Below are 19381 nucleotides of genomic sequence, written 5' to 3'. Positions count from 1 at the left end.
CGTTGACATGAACACGACCTCCCTCACCCCCCGCACCGGCGGCCAGATCCTGGTGCAGCAGCTCATCACCCATGGCGTGAAGCAGCTCTTTTGTGTGCCCGGCGAAAGCTACCTGGCGGTGCTTGATGCCCTGCACGATGCCGACATCGGCGTGACCGTGTGCCGCCAGGAAGGCGGCGCGGCCATGATGGCCGAGGCGCAGGGCAAGCTCACCGGCCAGCCCGGCATCTGCTTTGTGACGCGCGGCCCCGGCGCCACCAATGCATCGGCCGGTGTGCACATTGCGCACCAGGACTCGACGCCCATGATTCTGTTTGTGGGCCAGGTGGCGCGCGGCGCCATGGGGCGCGAGGCCTTTCAAGAGCTGGACTACAGCGCCGTGTTTGGCACCATGGCCAAGTGGGTGGTGCAGATCGACGACCCGGCGCGCGTGCCCGAGCTGATCTCGCGCGCCTTTCACGTCGCCACTTCAGGCCGCCCCGGCCCGGTGGTGGTGGCGCTGCCTGAAGACATGCTGACCGAAGCCGCCACGGTGGCCGATGCGCTGCCCTACCAAGTGACGGAAACCCACCCTGGCGCTGCGCAGTTGGCCGAGTTAGCCCAGCGCCTGCAAGCCGCCAAGAATCCCGTAGCGATTCTGGGCGGTAGCCGCTGGTCTGAGGAGGCGGTGCGCGAGTTCACAGCCTTTGCCGAGGCGTGGTCGATTCCTGTGTACTGCTCGTTCCGCCGCCAGATGCTGTTCCCGGCCACGCATGCCTGCTATGGCGGTGACCTGGGCCTGGGTGTCAATCCCAAGCTGCTGGCACGCATCAAGGCGTCCGACCTGGTGCTGGTGGTGGGTGGCCGCTTGTCCGAAGTGCCGTCGCAAGGTTATGAGCTGTTCGACATTCCCACGCCCGCGCAGTCCTTCGTGCATGTGCATGCCGATGCGGATGAACTGGGCAAGCTCTACCGCCCCACGCAGGCCATCCACGCCACGCCACAGGCATTCACCGCCGCGCTCAACGCAGTGCGCCCCACGGCCTCGGTCGCGTGGAAGGCACACACCGAAGCAGCCCATGCCGAATACCTGGCCTGGAGCGACCCGGCGCCCATCCGCATCCCCGGCAATCTGCAGATGGGCGAGGTGATGCAGCACCTCAAGAGCGTGCTGCCCGCCGACACCATCTTCTGCAACGGCGCGGGCAACTTCGCCACCTGGGTCCACCGCTTCTGGCCCTTCACCACGTACGCAAGCCAGTTGGCACCCACCAGCGGGTCGATGGGCTACGGCCTGCCCGCAGGCGTGGGCGGCAAGCGCCTGTGGCCGCAGCGCGAGGTGGTGGTGTTTGCGGGCGACGGCGACTTCTTGATGCACGGACAGGAGTTTGCGACCGCTGTGCAGTACGGCCTGCCCATCCTCGTGGTGCTGCTGGACAACGCCATGTACGGCACCATCCGCATGCACCAGGAGCGTGAGTACCCCGGCCGCATCAGCGCCACGCAGCTCAAGAACCCCGACTTCAAGGCCTATGCGCAGGCCTTTGGCGGCCACGGCGAGCGTGTGGAGCGCACCGAAGATTTCGCACCTGCATTGGCCCGCGCCCGCGCCAGCGGCCTGCCCAGCGTGTTGCACTGCCTGATCGACCCCGAGGCGATCACGCCCACCGGCACGCTGCAGGGGATTCGCAAAGCGGCCCTGGCAAAACAGTGATGGTGACCCGGCGATAGCGCGGGGAGCGGGATGGCAGCAGGCTGTCACCCCGCCGCGCACAATAGCGGGCGTGACCGTTCCCGCATCTGATTTCGCTGAAAGCGACCCCGCAACCCCGGCCCAGACCGGAGGCAAGCTGCGCCGCATCGCCCACCTCGACATGGACGCCTTTTTCGCGTCCGTCGAGTTGCTGCGCTACCCGCAGCTCAAGGGCCTGCCCGTGGTCATTGGTGGCGGGCGGCGCAAGGTGGACGAGCTGCTGCTGCGCGGGCCGGACGGCACGGCCGAACGCGAGCGTCGCTTCATCCCGGTGGAAGACTTCCCGCTGCTCAAGGACTATGTGGGCCGGGGCGTGATCACCACGGCGACCTACGCCGCGCGCCAGTTTGGCGTGGGCTCGGCCATGGGCATGATGAAGGCGGCCAGGCTGTGCCCGCAGGCCATCGTGCTGCCGGTGGATTTTGACGAAGTGCGGAGCTTTTCGCGCACCTTCAAGGCCGCCATTACCGAGATCGCGCCGGTGATGCAGGACCGGGGCGTGGACGAGGTCTACATCGACTTCACCGATGTGCCCGGCGGCCAGCGCGAGGGCGGGCGGGTGCTGGCGCGGCTCATCCAGAAAAGCATCTTCGACAAGACGGGGCTGACCTGCTCCATCGGCGTGGCGCCCAACCGCCTGCTGGCCAAGATGGCGAGCGAGTTCAACAAACCCAATGGCATCTCCATCGTTTACGAGGACGACCTGCAGGAAAAGATCTGGCCGCTGAACGTGCGCAAGGTCAATGGCATCGGCCCCAAGGCGGGCGAGAAGCTCGCGCGGCTGGGTGTGGAGACCATCGGCCAATTGGCGGCGCAAGACCCGCAGTGGCTCATCGGCCACTTTGGCAAATCCACCGGCGCCTGGATGCACCGCGTGGCCTGGGGCCGCGACGACAGCCCCGTGGTGACCGAGAGCGAGCCCGTGAGCATGAGCCGCGAGACGACTTTCGACCGCGACCTGCATGCCGTGCGCGACAAGGCGGAACTGGGCGCGATCTTTACCGACCTGTGTCTGCGCCTGGCCGAGGACCTGCAGCGCAAGGGCTATGTGGCGCGCACCATCGGCATCAAGCTGCGCTATGACGACTTCAAGATTGCCACGCGGGACCACACGGCAGGTATCTACACGGCCGACGGTGCCACCATCCGCCAGTTGGCGGGGCAGTGCCTCAAACGCGTGCCTTTGGACAAGCGCTTGCGGCTGCTGGGCGTGCGGGCCAGCACCCTGGCGCGACGGGGCGAAGAACCCGTGCTGGAGCCACGGGCTGGGGCAGCGGCAGAAACACGCCAACACAAGCCAGGCACCACCGATGGCACGGGCGGTGTGGGTGGCACGGCGCAGCTCTTTTAGCGCGCTTTGACGCCCCGACCTGCCACGTCACGGCCCGGCGCGGCCGTGGCAATCGGCGTAAACACCCAGGGCGCAGGCGGGCTGCAAAACCCGGCGCGTTTCTATACTCGCCCGCATATGGCCTCCGCCCCCGATGTTTCTTCTGCCAACCTGCAGGCATTGATCCGCGCCGCCGCCGGGGGCGATCACGCGGCCTTCGCGCAGGTCTACCAGCGCACCCATGTGCATCTGTTCGGCGTTGCCGTGCGTATGTTGGGGCAAGGGCAAGCGGCCGAGGATGTGCTGCAAGAGGCGTATGTGAGCATTTGGAAAAACGCTGGAAGCTACCGCAGCGAAGTGGGCGGGCAGCCCATCCAGCCCATGACATGGCTGATTGCCATCGTGCGCAACAAGGCGCTGGACGCTTTGCGCGCCCGTGCGCGGCGGCCCGAAAGCGCCTGGAATGACACCACCGAGCCTGCAGGCAGTGAGACGGACGGCAGCGACGCGCCGGGTGCTGCATCTGCATGGGCCGCCGCACCCAGCGCGCTGCATCTGCTGGAGCAGGCCGCCGAGGCGCTGCGCGTCGAAGGTTGCATGAACGCGTTGGACGGGAGCCACCGGCAAAGCCTGGCGCTGGCCTACTACCAGGGCCTGTCGCATTCCGAGGTGGCGGCGCAGATGGGCGCGCCACTGGGGTCGGTCAAGGCGTGGATCCGGCGGGGCCTGGAACGCCTGAAAAACTGCCTGGCCGCGCAAGGGGCGGGCACATGAGATACACCCATCCTGCGCTGCTGGACCACCTGGCGTCTGCCTATGTGCTGGGCACGCTGGGTGGTGGTGCGCGCCGCCGGTTTGTGCGGCTGCTGAGAGACCGCAGCGACCTGCAGTTGCTGGTGGCGCAATGGGAAGGGCGGCTGGGCCTGCTGGCCAGTTCGGTGCCGGTGCAGAAGCCACCGCAAAGCGTGTGGACCGCCATTGAGGCGCGCACCCGGCAGCACGATTTGAATGTGAAAGAGGCCGCCCCACAAGGTGGTTGGATGGGCGCGCTGTGGCGGCGCCATGGGGTGCTGCAGGGCTTGGCGGGTGTGGTGCTGGGTGCGGTGGCCACTGTGGCGCTGGTGGCTGCGGTGCCCACCTGGTTTGTGTCGAGCGACCAGGTGGCCTTGCGCGCCGGGGACAAGCTGCCGCAGGCCTATGTGGGCTTGCTGACGGACGCGGCCGGCAATGGCAAGGTGCTGGTGAGTTCGCTGCGCCATGGGCGCACGCTGACGGTGAAGGCCATCGGGCCTATCACCCTTCCTCCGACGCTAGCGATGCCAGCGGCTCCAGCGACGTCGGCGGGCGCCGCCCCCCAGCTGGTGCTGTGGGCGGTGCCCGCCGACGGTGCCCCGTTTGCGCTGGGCATGGTGCCGGTGACGGGCTCGGCGGTGTCGGCATTGCCCGATACGTCGGAGAAGCTGCTGCTCAAGGTCAGCAAGCTCATGGTGACGCTGGAGACCTCGGCAACGCCCCAGGTGCCCAGTGGCACCGTGCTGTTCACCGGCAACTGCGCCAAGCTGTGGTGAGTGGGGGCCGGGCGAGGCAGCCCCCGGCGTCGCCAAGAAAAAATTTTCCGCGTACTGCATCCGTTTGGCGCTCCGTGGCGTTTGTCCAAGGTGCCGTTGCGCGGCATGGGGCCATCGCGGCCTCTCACCCCCTTTTTTCTGGTCTGCGTTTTCAGGAGTCTTCCCATGCCTTCCTTTTCTATTCGCCGTTGGATGTCCACGCCCCTGCTGAGCCTGGCATTGGCGGCGGCGCCCCTGTGGGCGCTGCACACGGCCCATGCTGCCGATACACCCACCACGCCGGTCGAAAACACCCGCATTGACGACTTTGCCGTGGGAAAGAAAGCCATCGAAGCCAAGAACTGGGCGCTGGCGGCCAGCAGCTTTAGCAAGGTGGTGGCCCAGAACCCGCAGAATGCCGATGCCTACAACCTGCTGGGCTACTCCAACCGCTGGCTGGGCAAGTACGACGAGGCGTTTGCCGCCTACAACAAGGCCCTGGCGCTGGACCCCCGCCACAAAGGAGCCCTCGAATACTCGGGCATGGGCTACCTCAAGGTGGGCCAGAAGGCGCAGGCCGAAGCCCAGCTTGCCAAACTGCAGGCCATTTGTGCGCAGTGCGAGGAAACCACCGATCTGGCCAAGGCCATCGCGGCTTACAAGCCCGCGCAGTAAACCGGGGGCGCTGGTGCCCCGGGGGGCAGGGGGCACTGGCGGGCTGCTGGAGGGGCCGGGCAAGTCGGTGGGCCTTGTCACCCTCAGGGGGACCGTCCCCATCCCGGTATTTCTTGACGAATTCTTACTCGCAACTTACATTGAATCACCCGTTTTCCGGGAGATTCCCATGACGTTGAGCGAGCTGCAACGCATCAAGCAATGGCATGTTGCGCACAAGGCGGACCACCCGCTGGAGTACCACCTGTGGGACCTGGTGCTGACGCTGTGGGTACTGGGCTGGGTGGGCTGGTTCCCCCTCTGCGCTTTTGGCGAGCCGCTCACCGCCCCGGTGAGCCTGATCGGTATCTTTGTGCCCAGTCTGTACGTGACCTGGCGCACCCGCGCACATTTGCGCCATACCCTACGGTGTGACTGGCTTGATGTGCGGGGCTGATGGCGGGCTTACTGCCGGGCCGTGCGCACGTTGCGCGGCAGGCCCTGCGGGTGGCTGGTGCGCAGGGGGTTGATGTCCAGGCCGCCCCGGCGCGTGTAGCGCGCATACACCGTGAGCTTGATGGGTTTGCAGCGCGCCCACAGGTCCATGAAGATGCGCTCCACGCACTGCTCGTGGAATTCGTTGTGGTTGCGAAAGCTCACCAGGTACTGCAGCAGGCCTTCCTGGTTGATCTGCGGGCCGCTGTAGCTGATCTGCACGCTGCCCCAGTCGGGCTGGCCGGTCACCAGGCAGTTGCTTTTCAGCAGGTTGCTGGTCAGGGTCTCGGTCACCGGGCCCGCGTTGAATTCGGCTGTCAGCAGCTCGGGGGCGGGCTGGTAGCGCGTGCATTCCACATCCAGCCGGTCCAGGCTCAGGCCGTCCAGTTCGTGCACGGGCTCCTGGTCAAACAGCTCGGGCGCGATGAGTTTCACGCCCACCGTGGCCGGGTGCTCGGCGCCGCGCCACACGGCTTCGCTGATGTCGGTGCGGATGCGGGCCTGCACCTCGGCCATGTCGGCAAACCGTGTGTTGTTGAAGCTGTTGAGGTAGAGCTTGAACGACTTGCTCTCGACGATGTTGGGCGTCTCGCAGGGCACGGTGATGTGCGCCAGCGCCACCTGCGGCTTGCCGCGCGTATTCAGCCACGACAGCTCGAACGCTGTCCACAGGTCGGCGCCAAAGAAGGGCGCAGCGCCGGTGATGCCGATCTCGGCCCGCTTGCCTGCGCGGGGGATGGGGAACAGCAGCGCGGCGTCGTACTGGTCCACATAGGCCGAGGCCTTGCCAAGCTGGGATTGTTCTGGCGTGTTCATGCTGGTGTGTTGATAAGGATGTTTGCTATCTATTTGATAGCTATTGAGGCAATATGGACGGGCGGTAAGGCCTGTTTTTATTTGAATTCCCGCTCGCGCAGCCACTTGGTGGCGATCCACTTCTCGCCTGCGATCACGGGGGCGCCGCCGTGCAGGGTGCGCGTGGAGGTGTGGGGGCGTTCGTAGCTGAAGAACACCGCATTGCCGCGCTGTGGGCCCACCTCAAGGTGCACGTCGGGGAAGGTGGTGCCGCCGCCTTTTTCGGGGGTGTTGAGGTACATCACCAGCGTGCCCACGCGCTGCCCGCCGCGCTTGACGATGGTGGCCGTGCCGGGCTCGGCCGGGTCGAAGTAGTCGTAGTGCGGCTTGTACTCGGCGCCGGGGCGGTAGTGCAGCACCTGCAGGCCTTCGCCGTTCTCGATGGGCCAGTGCAAGAGGCGTGCAATGCGCGCCTCGATGCGCTGGATCAGCGGGGTTTCTCCGCGCTGGAAGAACATGCCGTCGCTGGTGCGGTCGGCGTTGATCTCTTCGCCGCCCGTCTTGGTGGCCACGGTGAGCGAGCGCGCCAGGCGGGGCTCGGCGTCGGCAATCAGGGCATCGCATTCCTCGGGCGACAGCAGGTTGCCAAACACCACGATGCGCGGCTGGGCCATGGCCAGCAGCACGTTGACCATGCGGTCGCCGCAGTCCACCTGCGCGGGCGACGCACCGAGCTGCGGCTCGGGCACGGGTACGGCCGAGGGCAGGCCCTGCTGCACGGCCAGCTCGTTCAGGTGGTCCTGCAGCGTGATCTCCAGCGCGTCGGCGGCCACGTCTTCATCCCAGCCCGCATCGCGCATGGACTGCAGCACCACGGGCGCGGCGTGGCCGGCCTGGGCCTGCTCGATGATCCAGCGGCGCAGCTCGGGCGTGATGGCCTGGCGCGCCGTGTGGCTGCGCTGGGCCGTGGTGGTGCTGTCGGAATGCGTGTCAGAGCGTGATGCCATGGCGGTCCTTCAACGGGGTGCGGTGGGGCAGAACAGTTCAATTCATGCGGCAGGTGCCGCCTTGCGCCGGAACACCAGGCGCTCCGGCTCAGATGATGCCGGGGCAAAGGCATAGCCGTCCAGATCAAAACCTTCGAGCTTGTGCGGCGTGGCAATGCGGTGGGTGATGGCATAGCGTGCCATGAGGCCGCGCGCGCGCTTGGCAAAGAAGCTGATGATCTTGTAGTTGCCGCCCTTCCAGTCCTCAAACACACATTCGATGACGCGGGCCTTGAGCGCCTTGCGGTCCACGGCCTTGAAGTATTCCTGCGAGGCCAGGTTGACCACCACGGGCGTGGTGTCGGCCCGCAGCCGGGTGTTGAGGTGCTCGGCGATCTGGCTGCCCCAGAACTGGTAGAGGTTGCTGCCCGCGCTGGTGGCCAGGCGCGTGCCCATCTCCAGGCGGTAGGGCTGCATGCGGTCCAGCGGCCGCAGCACGCCGTACAGGCCGCTCAGGATGGCCACATGGCTCTGTGCCCACCCCAGGTCGTCAGGGCCCAGGCTGCGGGCTTGCAGCCCGTCGTAGACATCGCCATTGAAAGCCAGCACCGCCTGGCGCGAGTTGCTGGCCGTGAAGCGGGGCCGCCAGGCCTGGTAGCGCGCCACGTTGAGGGCAGCGAGCGCGTCGCTCAGCTCCATCAGCGAGGCGATCTGCTGCGGAGACTGCGTGCGCAGCACCTCGATGAGGGCCGTGGACTGCGGCACAAATTGCGGCGTGGTGTGTGGCAGGCCCTCGGGCAGGGGCGTGTCGTAGTCGAGCGATTTGGCGGGGGACAGCAGGAACAGCATGGGGGCGGAAAGCTCTCGGATCTGTAAGGGGCGGTTTGCCAGCGGCGGCGCGGGCTGTGCAGGAAATGGTACCTGCTCCATCCCGGGCGCCGGTCGCCCATGGGTATTGGCGGGCGCTGGCTGACAACGCTGAACAAGGCGCCGGGCCTTGCTCGCGGGGCCCCAAAAAAAGAAGGCGGCCGGAGCCGCCTTCTGGGTTCACGGCCACTGCCCGGGGGCGGCGGCCATGTGTGGGCTTCAAGCCGCTGGTGGCTGCTCAAAAGGCAGCGGCATGGCCGACAGGTCGCGGCGGGTTTCCACCAGCACCAGCGGGCCTTCGTCCAGCACCACCACGGGGGGGCGTTCGCGCGGCACGTGGATGGGCTTGGGTTCGGCGGCAATCGCGGCCTGCACGGCTGCGATCTTGTCCGCATCGGAGTTCACCCATTGCAGGCCCGACGAAGCAGCCACTTGCTGCAGCGCATCGACCGGCAGCGTGAACGTCTGCACGCGGGGCAGGCCGCCCTGGGCTGCAGCAGCAGCTGGGGCGGCTGCAGGTGCCACAGCTGCGGGCGTGGCCGGGGCGGCTGCCACAGGGGCAGCGGCGACCACGGGCGCAGCCGCTGGTGCTGCCGGTGCTGCCACGGGTGCTGCGACAGGGGCCATGGCCGGTGCGACGGCCTGGGCGGGTGCCGGTGCAGCCGCAGTGGCTGCAACCTCAGGAGCGGCGGCCGCAGTGGCCGGGGCGCTGAAGTAGCTGCGGCGTGGTGGCTCGTCCTGGGGTGCGGCAGCCGCTGGGGCTGCTGCGGGCTCGGCCTGGGTGGGGTCGAAGTCCAGCATGGCCGGTGCGGCGGCTGCTTCGGTGCCATTGCCGTCGCGGGGGCCACGTTCACCGCGTTCGCGGCGGTCACGGCCATAGCGGTCGCGCGAACGGCGCTCGCGGCGCTGTTCTTCGCTGGCTGCGCCCTGGCCGTTGCCGGGGGCGTCATTGCCACTCAGGTCCAGGTCGGGCAGCGAGGCCATGGGCGCTGTGTCGGCGAAGTCGCCGGGCACGGCGGGGGCCTGGGCTGCTGCGGCTTCCTGGGCTTCCACGGCGCGGGGTGCGCGTTCGCCACGGGGGGCGCGGTCACCGCGATCACCCCGTTCGCGGCGGGGGCCGCGTTCACCGCGTGGCTGCTGGGCCGCTGCGCCCTCTGCGCCCTGGTTGCCCGGGCCTTCCACCTGTGCGCTGGCGGCGGTGTTGTCGGCGTTCAGGCCAGCATTGTTTTGGCGCGGTTCGGCATCGCGGCGGCCACGGCCACCGTCACGCCCGTCGCGTCCGTTGCGGCCACCACCTTCACGGCCTTCGCCTTCGGGGCGGCGGTCGGTGTCGCGGGGTGGGCGGCTCTCGGCGTCGCGGGGGGCGCGGCCTTCGGCCGAACGCTCGCCACGGCGGCCACGGCCTTCGCCGCTGCCTGCTTCGCGGTTGCCGTCACGGCCTCCTTCGCGCTGGCCTTCACGGTTGCCATCGCGGCCACCGCTGCGGCGGCCACGGCCTTCACCGTTGCGGCCGTCGCGGCGGGGTTCGCCACGGCCTGCGGGCTCGCCGGTCGGTGCGGCGGCAGGGGCTGCCACCGGGGCAGGGGTCGCTGCGGGCGTGCCGCCAAAACCGAACAGGCTCTTGAGCCAGGCAAAGAAGCCTTGCTCTTGCGGGGCGGCCGGGGCAGGCGCTGCCACCGGAGCCGGTGCGGGCGCTGGCGTGGCCGCACCGCGTGGGGCCTGGCCGCTGCGCGCTGGGCGGGCCGCGACTTCGGGGCGGGGCTCGACCTGTGGAGCGGGTGCGTCAGGCAGCACGCCCTTGATCACCGGCGTCTGCTTGTTGGTGGGCTCTTGCGAGCGGCGCGTCACGGCCGTGGGGTCTTCCACTTCTTCGGCAAGCTTGTAGCTGGCTTCGATGTGGTCCAGGCGCGGGTCGTCGTGCTTGAGGCGTTCCAGTCGGTAGTTGGGGGTTTCCAGCGTCTTGTTGGGCACCATCAACACGGCCACGCGCTGCTTGAGTTCGATCTTGGCGATCTCGGTGCGCTTTTCGTTCAGCAGGAACGATGCCACTTCCACCGGCACCTGGCAGTGCACGGCAGCCGTGTTGTCCTTCATCGATTCTTCTTGAATGATCCGCAGGATCTGCAGGGCCGACGATTCCGTGTCGCGGATGTGGCCCGAGCCGCCGCATCGGGGGCAGGGGATGGACGAGCCTTCGCTCAATGCGGGCTTCAGGCGCTGGCGGCTCATTTCCATGAGGCCGAACTTGCTGATGGTGCCGAACTGCACGCGGGCGCGGTCCTGGCGCAGCGCGTCGCGCAGGCGGTTTTCCACTTCGCGGCGGTTCTTCGACTCTTCCATGTCGATGAAGTCGATCACGATCAGGCCACCCAGGTCGCGCAGGCGCATCTGGCGGGCCACTTCGTCAGCGGCTTCCAGGTTGGTGCGGGTGGCGGTTTCCTCGATGTCGCCGCCCTTGATGGCGCGGGCCGAGTTCACGTCCACGGACACCAGCGCTTCGGTGTGGTCGATCACGATGGCGCCGCCCGAGGGCAGTTGCACGGTGCGGGCGTAGGCCGATTCGATCTGGTGCTCGATCTGGAAGCGGCTGAACAGGGCGGCGTCGTCGCGGTAGCGCTTCACGCGGGCGGCATGCTCGGGCATGACGTGCGCCATGAACTGCTGCGCCTGTTCGTAGATGTCGTCGGTATCGATGAGGATGTCACCGATATCGTTGTTGAAGTAGTCACGGATCGCGCGGATCACCAGGCTCGATTCCTGGTAGATGAGGAAGGCGCCCTTGCCGCCCTTGCCAGCGCCGTCAATCGCGGTCCACAGCTTGAGCAGGTAGTTCAGGTCCCACTGCAGCTCGGGCGCGGTGCGGCCGATGCCGGCCGTGCGCGCGATGATGGACATGCCGTTGGGGTATTCCAGCTGGTCCATCGCCTCCTTGAGCTCGGCGCGGTCCTCGCCCTCGATGCGGCGCGAAACGCCACCACCCCGGGGGTTGTTGGGCATCAGCACCACGTAGCGGCCGGCCAGCGAGACGAAGGTGGTCAGGGCCGCGCCCTTGTTGCCGCGCTCTTCCTTTTCGACCTGGACCAGCAGCTCCTGGCCTTCCTTGATCACTTCATTGATGCGCGCCTGGCTGGGCGAGACGCCGGGGGCGAAGTACTGGCGCGAGATTTCCTTGAACGGCAGGAAGCCGTGGCGGTCTTCGCCGTAGTCCACAAAACAGGCTTCCAGCGAAGGCTCGACGCGCGTGACGACGGCCTTGTAGATGTTGCCCTTGCGCTGTTCGCGCCCTTCGATTTCGATTTCGTAGTCGAGGAGTTTTTGTCCATCGACGATGGCCAGGCGCCGTTCTTCGGCTTGCGTGGCGTTGATGAGCATCCGCTTCATGATGCGATTCCTTCAGTGTTTCGCGGACAGCAGCGGTGCAGCCGACCTGATCCACAGGGACGGGCTGCGCGGGCTGCCGCCCACAGTTTCCAAACCAATACAACAAGCTCTACAGGAGCTGTGAATGCCTGGACTGACGCATCGAAACGAAGGGAATTGCCGGGAATGCCAATGATCTGCCGCGCTCTAGCGCAGCATCGTGAGGCAGGGGCGCGTGGATGGGGGCGAGTGGTAGGAGCGCAGTTTTGCTAGCAAAAAAGTAGCTGAATGCGCTTGCTGGCTGGGCGCTGAAGGCGATTTTGAGCATGCAGCCAAAGGCCGCAGCCTCCGCCACAGGGTCATCATCCATGCCATCAACAACCACATGCTCGCTTTGATCCGCTGGCAGGCTGCGCCCGGGTAGGGAACATCTGCCAGCTTGGGGGATTCCGTATCAGTGTTTCAATCTGTCAGCCCGCCGCGTGGCATGCGGGCCACCACAGGCATCTGGCCTGCAATCTGCGCGCACGACACCCGCTGGCATCGACCTGCCTGCACGGGGCAATGGGCTGTGTGGACTAAACTCCAGACAAATCAACCACTTACATGACAACGCGCAGGTGAAACACATTATAGGGGCCAAACCGCCCGCCGCTCCTGCGGGCCTTCCCGCAGCCCGCATGGTGGAGGTCGATGAAGACTCCGCCGGCCAGCGGCTCGATAACTTTTTGATACGCCACCTGAAGGGCGTACCCAAAACGCATGTCTACCGCATCATCCGCAGCGGTGAGGTGCGCATCAACAAAGGCCGCGCGAGCGCCGACACCCGGGTGGAAGCGGGCGACCAGGTGCGCCTGCCGCCCGTGCGCATCTCCGACAAGGTGGCCGAAAAGGCCGAGCGCCCGGCGCCCGCGCGCGAATTTCCCATCCTGCTCGAAGACGAGCACCTGATCGCCCTCGACAAACCCGCCGGTGTGGCGGTGCACGGCGGCAGCGGCGTGAGTTTTGGGGTGATCGAGCAATTGCGCCAGGCGCGGCCGCAGGCGAAGTTCCTGGAGCTGGTGCACCGGCTGGACCGCGAAACCTCCGGCATCCTGCTGGTGGCCAAGAAGCGGTCAGCGCTCACTCACCTGCAGGACCAGTTCCGCGAGCGCGAGACGGGCAAGACCTACTTGGCGCTGGTCACCGGCACTTGGCCCGCCAACAAGAAGGTCATCGACCTGCCGCTGCACAAATATTTGCAGGCGGATGGAGAACGCCGCGTGCGCGTAACCACGGCCGACGACCCGGACGGCATGCGCTCCATCACCCTGGTCAAGGTGCGCAGCACCGTGCCTGCGCGCACGGCCCAGGGCCTGCCCGCGACGTCGCTGCTGGAGGTGACCATCAAGACCGGCCGTACCCACCAGATCCGGGTGCATCTGGCCAGCCAGGGGCACGCCATCGTGGGCGACGACAAATACGGCGACTTCGACCTCAACAAACGCCTGCAGAAGCAGGGGATGAAGCGCATGTTCCTGCATGCATGGCGGTTACAGTTCAACCACCCCGCCTCGGGGGAGCGTGTGCAGTTGATTGCCGAGCTGCCTCCCGAGCTGGCCGATTTTGTGCCTACCGCCTGACGATCCTGCGCGAAAAACTTTGCTTCCATGTCCGCCAAAAACTTCCGCCCGCGCCGCTTCGACCTCATCGCCTTTGACTGGGATGGCACCCTGTTCGACTCCACCGCCATCATCGTGCGCTGCATCCAGGCGGCGGTGCGCGACGTGGGTGGCACCGTGCCCACCGACAAGGAGGCGGCCTACGTGATCGGCATGGGGCTCATGCAGGCGCTGGCCCATGCGGCGCCGGATGTACCCCCCGAGAAGTACACCGAGCTGGGCAACCGCTACCGCTTTCACTACATCCAGCACCAGGACGACCTGAGCCTGTTCGACGGCGTGTTGCCCCTGCTGAACGATCTGCGCGAGCGCGGTCACCTGCTGGCCGTGGCCACGGGCAAAAGCCGCCGGGGGCTGGACGAGGCGCTGCATTCGGTAGACCTGCGTGGCGTGTTCGACGGCTCGCGCACGGCCGACCAGACTGCTGGCAAGCCCCACCCGCTGATGCTGCAGGAGCTGATGGTCGAATTTGACGTGGCGCCCGAACGCCTCTTGATGATTGGCGACACCACCCACGACCTGCAGATGGCAGTCAATGCAGGCTGCGCGAGCGTGGGCGTGAGCTACGGCGCCCACGAGCCCGATGTCTTCCACGCGCTGAATCCGCTGGCGGTGGCGCATTCGGTGCGTGAGCTGCACGACTGGCTGCTGCAGCATGGCTGAGACGGTGTGAACGAACCCGCCATGACCACGCCCCCCGAACAGTCCCTTGCCCTGTGCAACAGCGCCGACCTGGTCGATGGCGGCCTGGCGGTGGCGTTTGATGTGCGTTACGCGGGGCAGACCTGCCGCGCCTTTGCCATCCGCTACCGGGGCGTGCCCCATGCCTACCTCAACCGCTGCACCCATGTGGCGATGGAGATGGACTACCAGGAAGGCCATTTTTTTGATGACACCGGCCAATGGCTGCTGTGCTCCACCCATGGGGCGGCCTACCTGCCCCACACGGGCCAGTGTGCCGGAGGACCCTGCCGGGGCGGGCTGGTGAAAATTGCTTTGTCAGAAAGCGATGGTGTGGTGCACTGGCATACTGCCCACCACCTGCAGCCCGTGGAGTTCTAGACAACCCAGATGGAAAGCCTGGACCCACGCCACCCGCCGCCTGTGTGGGGGCGCCGGCCGCAGTGGTGCAGTGCCCAGGACACAAGACATGACCGACCCCCAATCGCCCGGACCCTCGGGTTTTGACCCCAAAAGCAACCCCGCGCCCGACCTGTGGGCGCAAGCAGCTACAAATTCAGGAGCATCTGTGAGCGACCCATCGCGTGAACCTGGCTGGGAACGCGCCACGCTGGAAAAGCTGGCCTTCTCCGCCCTCCAAGAACAACGCAGCGCCCGCCGCTGGAAGATCTTCTTCCGCCTGGCCTGGCTGGTGTTGATTGCCGCCGTGGCCTTCACCGCCCTGCGCCAGGCCTCGCCCAGCGCCAGCAAAAGCACCCCCCACACGGCCGTGGTGGACATCAAGGGCGAGATCGCCAGCGGGGCCGAGGCCAGTGCCGAATTTGTCGTCGCCGCCATGCGCAGTGCGCTGGAAGACGAAGGCTCGCAGGCGCTGGTGCTGCTCATCAACTCGCCCGGCGGCAGCCCGGTGCAGGCGGGCATCATCAACGACGAGATCATTCGCCTCAAGGCCAAGCACAAGAAACCCATCTATGCGGTGGTGGAAGAAACCTGTGCCTCGGCCGCCTACTACATCGCCGCAGCCGCCGACGACATCTATGTGGACAAGGCCAGCATCGTGGGCAGTATCGGCGTGCTGATGGACGGTTTTGGCTTCACCGGCACCATGGAAAAGCTGGGTGTGGAGCGCCGCCTGCTCACGGCGGGCGAGAACAAGGGTTTCCTCGACCCGTTCAGCCCACAGACTGAAAAGCAGCGTGCCTACGCGCAGACCATGCTCGACCAGATCCACCAGCAGTTCATCGCCGTGGTGAAGGCAGGCCGGGGTGACCGCCTCAAGACCACGCCCGACACCTTCAGCGGCCTGTTCTGGACCGGCCAGCAGGCTGTGGAAATGGGCCTGGCCGACAAGCTGGGCAACCTGGACTATGTGGCCCGCGAAGTGGTCAAAGCCGAAGACATCATCGACTACACCCGCCGCGACAACGTGGCGGAACGCCTGGTCAAGCGATTTGGCGCTGCGATTGGTGTGGGCGCGGTAAGGTCGCTGTCGCTGGCGGGCCCTCAGCTGCGCTGACCGCAGCCCACCCGGCCAGCTGGCCGATGGCAGAAAAAAATGCCCCGGATGGAGTTTCCATTCAGGGCATTTTGCGTATGGGGGCCGGTGTGGGTGGTATGGACGGCGTCTTCAGCTGTCCACCCCACCCGCCTTGCGCTGGCGTGATCCGTCTTCCAGGATGGTGTCGTCTGCAGTCAGCTTGCCGGTGTCATCCCACTGCTTGCGCGCCGTGAGCCGGGTGCGCCCTCGGCCGTCGGGGGCCGAATACTGCTCTTCCAGCGCCAGGCGGCCGTTGTCGTGGAAGGCCTGCTGGGTGCCCACGGGCCACTGGTCGGCATTGAGCTGGTCGCGCCGCGCCAGCTTGCCGTCGTCGCGGTACATCTCGCGCAGCAGGCGGGCGTCCTTGCCGGTGCCGCTCCAGGCGCTGCGCTCGCGCACGGCGCCGTTCAGGTACCAGCGCTCCACCTGCACCTCGCGGCCCTCGGCAAAGCTGCGCTGCTCGATGAGCTGGCCCGACGCGCCATAGCGTTTGGCGCTCAGCAAGGGGCCCCGCGTGTCCCACAGCGTGCAGTCGTCCGGCGCGAAGACACGCTCCTCGCGCAGCACGCTCTTGCCGCCTTCGGTGGTGAAGCTTTTGTGCACCCGCCGGCCGTCCACCACCAGTTGCTGGGCAGAGACGATGCCGTCGGCGGTCCATTCGGTGGCGCTCAGCAGCCGGCCCTGGTCGTAGCGCAGCTGGGCCGAGCGCGCACCGCTTTCAGCAAAAAGTGGGGTGTCGGCGGCGCCGTCAAAACCGCAGAGCTTGCGGTCTTCGGGCAACACGCTGGTGCGCGGGCACAGCAGGCGCGCTGGCTGGCCCTTGCTGGTGTACTCCACATAAAAAAGCTCCTGCCCCTCGCCGTGGAAGGACACGCGTTCCACCCGGCCGCTGGCATCGAAGCGCCGCACCGCACCCAGGGTGCGGCCGTTGTCGGCGGTTTCCTCGCGGCGCAGCTGGCCGTTGGGCCAGAACTCCGCCACCCGGCCATGGCTGTTGCCGCGTTCGTTCACGCTGCGCTCGCGCTGCAGGCGGCCTTCGCGGTCGAACATGCGTTCCAGGCCCATGAACTTGCCGTTCTGCAATTGCTGCTCGCGCTGCACATGGCCGGTGTTCTCGTCGCGGCAGCGCACCAGGCCGGACTGGCCTGCGGTCTCGCCACCGTTGGAAATATTGATCGCCTTGCCATTCAATTCACAACGAATAATGGCTTCTGCGCGCGTTCCATAAGCGCTGATAGCTATCAAAAATATAGCAATAGGGTAGGGGTGCTTCACCATGCTAGCGGCCCAGTGCAAACACGACCGGGGTGCGGTTGTCGGGCGGTGCGGGTTGCTGGCGCCATTGCCGAACCAGCTGGCTGTGGATGCGTGCCTCGGGCAGTGTCAGCCCGCTGGCCAGCGCCAGGCGCGTGTGGGGCTGCAGCGTCTGCACCAGGGCTTGCCACAGGGCGGGGTTGCGGTAGGGGGTTTCAATGAACAGCTGGGTCTGGCCCGTGCGCAGTGCAATGCCCTCCAGCTCCTTGATGCGCTGTGCGCGCTCTTGCCCGTCTTGTGGCAGATAGCCGACGAAGGCGAAGTTCTGCCCATTGAGGCCACTGGCCGCCAGGGCCAGCAGCAGCGATACCGGCCCCACCAGCGGCACTACGCGCAGGCCCAGGTCGTGCGCGGCGCGGACCACCGACGAACCCGGGTCGGCCACAGCAGGCATGCCCGCTTCGCTGACCAGGCCGATGTCGTGCCCGTTCAGCGCCGCCGTCAGCAACGGGCGGGCGTCGAACGGGGCCGAGCCCTTGTCGCCGTGGTCGCCCTTTTTGTGGACTTCGCGCGGCAGCTCGGTGATCTGCTGTTGCTGCAGGGACGCTGCCAGGGGGTGCAGGGCGTCGATGCGCTTGAGGTAGGCGCGTGTGCTCTTGGCGTTTTCACACACCCAATGGGTCAGGCGCGCGGCTGTCTGCAGCGTGGCTGCGGGCAGAGCGTCCTGCAGCGGGGCCTGGGTGTCGCAGCCAAAGTCGAGGGGGGCAGGCACCAGGTACAGCGTGCCGGTTTTCGCATTCATCGTTGGCCTCCATTGCGCTGCGCAGTGTCCGGTGCTGGGGATACTGACGCGGTGCAGGCCAGCGCACCCGTGGAGCTGGCTTGGCCAGGCCACTGGGTGTGTCTCCCTCCCGAAGGAGAGGGGGAGGGCGCGAAGCGACTCAGGGGGTGCTTCATCATGGCAGCACCAGCCCTGCAGCGCGCAGCATGCGGCAGGTGCGGATCAGCGGCAGGCCGATGAGGGCCGTGGGGTCGTCGCTGTGGATGGCGTCCAGCAGCGCAATGCCCAAGCCTTCGCTCTTGGCACTTCCCGCACAGTCGTAGGGTTGTTCGGCGCGCAGGTAGCGCTCGATTTCTTCGTCGGACAGGTCGCGGAACTTCACCTCCACCGGGGCGAGGTCTGCTTGCTCAAAGCCGGTGGCGGCGCACACCACGGCCAGCGCGGTCTGGAACACCACGGTCTGGCCGCGCATCTGGCGCAGTTGCTGCACGGCGCGTTCGTGCTGGCCCGGCTTGCCCAGGGGCTTACCCGCGAGGTCGGCCACCTGGTCGGAGCCAATTACCACGGCGCCGGGATGCTGCTGCGCCACGGCGCGCGCCTTGGCCAGCGCCAGGCGCAGGGCCAGATCGCGCGGGGCTTCGCCGGGCAGGGGGGTTTCGTCCACATCCGGGGCTGCGACCTCAAAAGGCAGGTTCAGCCGCTCGAGCAATTCACGCCGGTAGCGCGAGGTGGAGCCCAATACCAGAGGGCGTTGCAGGGGGGGGGATTGATGCATGCGCCGATTCTCTTACACTGCCGCCATGACCAAGGAATTCTCCCTGCAGCGCCTGGACGTGAAAGCCTTTGCACAGGCGGGCGGACGGCTGGCGGGCCACGACTCGCTGCTGAAGTACGAACGCCTGGCGCAAGAGGCCAAGGGCCTGCACCCCGACCTGCTGGTGGACTGGGAGGCGGTGGGCGAAGTGCGTACCGCGCTGGGTGGCATGGGCCAGGTGTGGCTGCACATCAAGGTGCGCGCAAGTTTCCCCATGGAATGCCAGCGCTGCATGACCCCCGTAGACGTGCCGCTGGAGGTGGACCGCGAGTTCCGTTTTGTGGCGGACGAGGCCACGGCCGAGGCGCTGGACGACGAGAGCGAGGAAGACCTGCTCGCCCTGAGCCGTGAGTTCGACCTGCACGAACTCATCGAGGACGAGCTGCTGATGGCCTTGCCCGTGGTGCCCAAACACGACGAATGCCCCACGGCCGTGCCGCTGGCCTCTTCCGACGACGATTTCGAAGAAGCGAACGACGAAAAACCCAACCCTTTTGCTGCGCTCGCCGGGCTGCGCAAGGATCCCAAGGGGTGATTGGCTGACCCAAAAATCATTTGGGTTATAATCGTGGGCTTCACGCGAATCCCATCGTGTCTTTTGGGCTGATCGCGTTTTTACCAACCTACTCAAGATCAGGAGCCATCATGGCCGTTCAGCAAAACAAAAAGTCCCCTTCCAAGCGCGGCATGCACCGCTCGCACAATGCCCTGAACGTGCCAGGCATTGCTGTGGAACCCACCACTGGTGAAACGCACCTGCGTCACCACATCAGCCCCAACGGTTTCTACCGTGGCCGTCAGGTGCTGAAGAACAAGTCTGAAGCCTGATTTCAGCACCCATCAAGGCCCGCAACTACTTCTGTAGTGCGGGCCTTTGTTTTGACCGT

19 protein-coding genes are annotated in these 19381 nt (G+C 66.6%); 12 read left to right on the top strand and 7 right to left on the bottom strand.

The annotated features are described in order from the left end of the window. Window positions 1-7 precede the first annotated feature (7 nt). From A1D30_RS13470 to A1D30_RS13445, 6 genes are all read left to right on the top strand, one after another. On the top strand, window positions 8-1693 hold the full coding sequence (locus A1D30_RS13470; RefSeq protein ID WP_063461227.1) for a thiamine pyrophosphate-binding protein: 1686 nt from the start codon (window positions 8-10) through the stop codon (window positions 1691-1693). Between the two features lie 160 nt (window positions 1694-1853). Next, complete coding sequence (locus A1D30_RS13465) at window positions 1854-3083, top strand: DNA polymerase IV (protein WP_063461390.1); 1230 nt, start codon at window positions 1854-1856, stop codon at window positions 3081-3083. Window positions 3084-3200: 117 nt separating this feature from the next. Further along, on the top strand, window positions 3201-3836 hold the full coding sequence (locus A1D30_RS13460; protein ID WP_063461226.1) for a sigma-70 family RNA polymerase sigma factor: 636 nt from the start codon (window positions 3201-3203) through the stop codon (window positions 3834-3836). After that, a complete protein-coding gene (locus tag A1D30_RS13455; RefSeq protein WP_063461225.1) occupies window positions 3833-4630 on the top strand; it encodes an anti-sigma factor in 798 nt (265 codons plus the stop codon). Before A1D30_RS13460 ends, A1D30_RS13455 begins: the two co-directional genes overlap by 4 nt. A 165-nt stretch (window positions 4631-4795) precedes the next feature. Further along, window positions 4796-5284 carry a tetratricopeptide repeat protein gene (locus A1D30_RS13450; protein WP_063461224.1) on the top strand — a complete coding sequence of 163 codons (489 nt, stop codon included), beginning with the start codon at window positions 4796-4798 and terminating at the stop codon, window positions 5282-5284. Window positions 5285-5453: 169 nt separating this feature from the next. Next, window positions 5454-5720 (top strand): hypothetical protein, encoded by a 267-nt coding sequence (locus tag A1D30_RS13445; RefSeq protein ID WP_063461223.1) that lies wholly within the window; start codon window positions 5454-5456, stop codon window positions 5718-5720. A gap of 8 nt (window positions 5721-5728) precedes the next feature. On the opposite strand, the gene queF is transcribed toward A1D30_RS13445, so the two are convergent. The 4 genes from queF to A1D30_RS13425 all read right to left on the bottom strand — a co-directional run bounded on the left by queF (window position 5729) and on the right by A1D30_RS13425 (window position 11787). Continuing rightward, window positions 5729-6574, bottom strand: a complete 846-nt coding sequence (gene queF, locus A1D30_RS13440; protein ID WP_063461222.1) for an NADPH-dependent 7-cyano-7-deazaguanine reductase QueF — start codon at window positions 6572-6574, stop codon at window positions 5729-5731. Between the two features lie 77 nt (window positions 6575-6651). Next, the gene (locus A1D30_RS13435) at window positions 6652-7560 is read right to left on the bottom strand and encodes a 2OG-Fe(II) oxygenase (protein WP_199865987.1); all 909 of its coding nucleotides are present in this window, start codon (window positions 7558-7560) and stop codon (window positions 6652-6654) included. Window positions 7561-7602: 42 nt separating this feature from the next. Then, a complete protein-coding gene (gene yaaA, locus A1D30_RS13430; protein ID WP_063461221.1) occupies window positions 7603-8388 on the bottom strand; it encodes a peroxide stress protein YaaA in 786 nt (261 codons plus the stop codon). 237 nt (window positions 8389-8625) lie between these two features. After that, window positions 8626-11787, bottom strand: coding sequence for an Rne/Rng family ribonuclease (locus A1D30_RS13425; RefSeq protein ID WP_063461220.1), 3162 nt, complete (start codon window positions 11785-11787; stop codon window positions 8626-8628). Between the two features lie 599 nt (window positions 11788-12386). Between A1D30_RS13425 and A1D30_RS13415 the strand changes: the two genes are divergently transcribed. The 4 genes from A1D30_RS13415 (at window position 12387) to A1D30_RS13400 (ending at window position 15624) form a co-directional block, all read left to right on the top strand. Continuing rightward, window positions 12387-13388: an RluA family pseudouridine synthase gene (locus tag A1D30_RS13415; protein ID WP_063461218.1), complete on the top strand. Its 1002-nt coding sequence runs from the start codon at window positions 12387-12389 to the stop codon at window positions 13386-13388. A 27-nt stretch (window positions 13389-13415) separates the two neighbouring features. After that, window positions 13416-14090 (top strand): HAD-IA family hydrolase, encoded by a 675-nt coding sequence (locus A1D30_RS13410; RefSeq protein WP_063461217.1) that lies wholly within the window; start codon window positions 13416-13418, stop codon window positions 14088-14090. 21 nt (window positions 14091-14111) lie between these two features. Next, a complete protein-coding gene (locus A1D30_RS13405; protein WP_063461388.1) occupies window positions 14112-14489 on the top strand; it encodes a Rieske 2Fe-2S domain-containing protein in 378 nt (125 codons plus the stop codon). Between the two features lie 88 nt (window positions 14490-14577). Next, on the top strand, window positions 14578-15624 hold the full coding sequence (locus A1D30_RS13400) for a S49 family peptidase (RefSeq protein WP_063461216.1): 1047 nt from the start codon (window positions 14578-14580) through the stop codon (window positions 15622-15624). Between the two features lie 111 nt (window positions 15625-15735). On the opposite strand, the gene A1D30_RS13395 is transcribed toward A1D30_RS13400, so the two are convergent. The 3 genes from A1D30_RS13395 to A1D30_RS13385 form a co-directional block, all read right to left on the bottom strand. After that, entirely contained in the window at window positions 15736-16923 is a 1188-nt protein-coding gene (locus tag A1D30_RS13395; protein ID WP_242421881.1) for a hypothetical protein, read from the bottom strand. A gap of 1 nt (window position 16924) precedes the next feature. Continuing rightward, complete coding sequence (locus tag A1D30_RS13390) at window positions 16925-17701, bottom strand: SAM-dependent methyltransferase (protein ID WP_063461214.1); 777 nt, start codon at window positions 17699-17701, stop codon at window positions 16925-16927. 154 nt (window positions 17702-17855) lie between these two features. Next, window positions 17856-18455: a Maf family nucleotide pyrophosphatase gene (locus A1D30_RS13385; protein WP_063461213.1), complete on the bottom strand. Its 600-nt coding sequence runs from the start codon at window positions 18453-18455 to the stop codon at window positions 17856-17858. A gap of 25 nt (window positions 18456-18480) precedes the next feature. On the opposite strand from A1D30_RS13385, the gene A1D30_RS13380 reads away from it, so the two are divergent. Then, window positions 18481-19029 carry a YceD family protein gene (locus A1D30_RS13380; RefSeq protein WP_063461212.1) on the top strand — a complete coding sequence of 183 codons (549 nt, stop codon included), beginning with the start codon at window positions 18481-18483 and terminating at the stop codon, window positions 19027-19029. Between the two features lie 110 nt (window positions 19030-19139). Next, a complete protein-coding gene (gene rpmF / locus A1D30_RS13375) occupies window positions 19140-19322 on the top strand; it encodes a 50S ribosomal protein L32 (RefSeq protein ID WP_005794249.1) in 183 nt (60 codons plus the stop codon). Window positions 19323-19381 lie beyond the last annotated feature (59 nt).

The sequence above is a fragment of the Acidovorax sp. GW101-3H11 genome (genome assembly GCF_001633105.1).
In the GTDB taxonomy this organism is placed as follows: Bacteria; Pseudomonadota; Gammaproteobacteria; order Burkholderiales; family Burkholderiaceae_C; genus Acidovorax.
The sequence above is the reverse complement of the archived record's forward strand: the minus strand, read 5'-3'. Positions and strand labels throughout refer to the sequence as shown.

What these genes read in the sequence shown, in the direction of transcription:
- A1D30_RS13450 (WP_063461224.1), top strand. Translation starts at nt 4,796, where the DNA reads ATGCCTTCCTTTTCTATTCGCCGTTGGATGTCCACGCCCCTGCTGAGC.
- A1D30_RS13425 (WP_063461220.1), bottom strand. Translation starts at nt 11,787, where the DNA reads ATGAAGCGGATGCTCATCAACGCCACGCAAGCCGAAGAACGGCGCCTG.
- A1D30_RS13465 (WP_063461390.1), top strand. Translation starts at nt 1,854, where the DNA reads ATGGACGCCTTTTTCGCGTCCGTCGAGTTGCTGCGCTACCCGCAGCTC.
- yaaA (WP_063461221.1), bottom strand. Translation starts at nt 8,388, where the DNA reads ATGCTGTTCCTGCTGTCCCCCGCCAAATCGCTCGACTACGACACGCCC.
- A1D30_RS13410 (WP_063461217.1), top strand. Translation starts at nt 13,416, where the DNA reads ATGTCCGCCAAAAACTTCCGCCCGCGCCGCTTCGACCTCATCGCCTTT.
- A1D30_RS13390 (WP_063461214.1), bottom strand. Translation starts at nt 17,701, where the DNA reads ATGAATGCGAAAACCGGCACGCTGTACCTGGTGCCTGCCCCCCTCGAC.
- A1D30_RS13445 (WP_063461223.1), top strand. Translation starts at nt 5,454, where the DNA reads ATGACGTTGAGCGAGCTGCAACGCATCAAGCAATGGCATGTTGCGCAC.
- A1D30_RS13400 (WP_063461216.1), top strand. Translation starts at nt 14,578, where the DNA reads ATGACCGACCCCCAATCGCCCGGACCCTCGGGTTTTGACCCCAAAAGC.
- A1D30_RS13455 (WP_063461225.1), top strand. Translation starts at nt 3,833, where the DNA reads ATGAGATACACCCATCCTGCGCTGCTGGACCACCTGGCGTCTGCCTAT.
- A1D30_RS13395 (WP_242421881.1), bottom strand. Translation starts at nt 16,923, where the DNA reads ATGGTGAAGCACCCCTACCCTATTGCTATATTTTTGATAGCTATCAGC.
- A1D30_RS13385 (WP_063461213.1), bottom strand. Translation starts at nt 18,455, where the DNA reads ATGCATCAATCCCCCCCCCTGCAACGCCCTCTGGTATTGGGCTCCACC.
- queF (WP_063461222.1), bottom strand. Translation starts at nt 6,574, where the DNA reads ATGAACACGCCAGAACAATCCCAGCTTGGCAAGGCCTCGGCCTATGTG.
- A1D30_RS13470 (WP_063461227.1), top strand. Translation starts at nt 8, where the DNA reads ATGAACACGACCTCCCTCACCCCCCGCACCGGCGGCCAGATCCTGGTG.
- A1D30_RS13435 (WP_199865987.1), bottom strand. Translation starts at nt 7,560, where the DNA reads ATGGCATCACGCTCTGACACGCATTCCGACAGCACCACCACGGCCCAG.
- A1D30_RS13405 (WP_063461388.1), top strand. Translation starts at nt 14,112, where the DNA reads ATGACCACGCCCCCCGAACAGTCCCTTGCCCTGTGCAACAGCGCCGAC.
- rpmF (WP_005794249.1), top strand. Translation starts at nt 19,140, where the DNA reads ATGGCCGTTCAGCAAAACAAAAAGTCCCCTTCCAAGCGCGGCATGCAC.
- A1D30_RS13460 (WP_063461226.1), top strand. Translation starts at nt 3,201, where the DNA reads ATGGCCTCCGCCCCCGATGTTTCTTCTGCCAACCTGCAGGCATTGATC.
- A1D30_RS13380 (WP_063461212.1), top strand. Translation starts at nt 18,481, where the DNA reads ATGACCAAGGAATTCTCCCTGCAGCGCCTGGACGTGAAAGCCTTTGCA.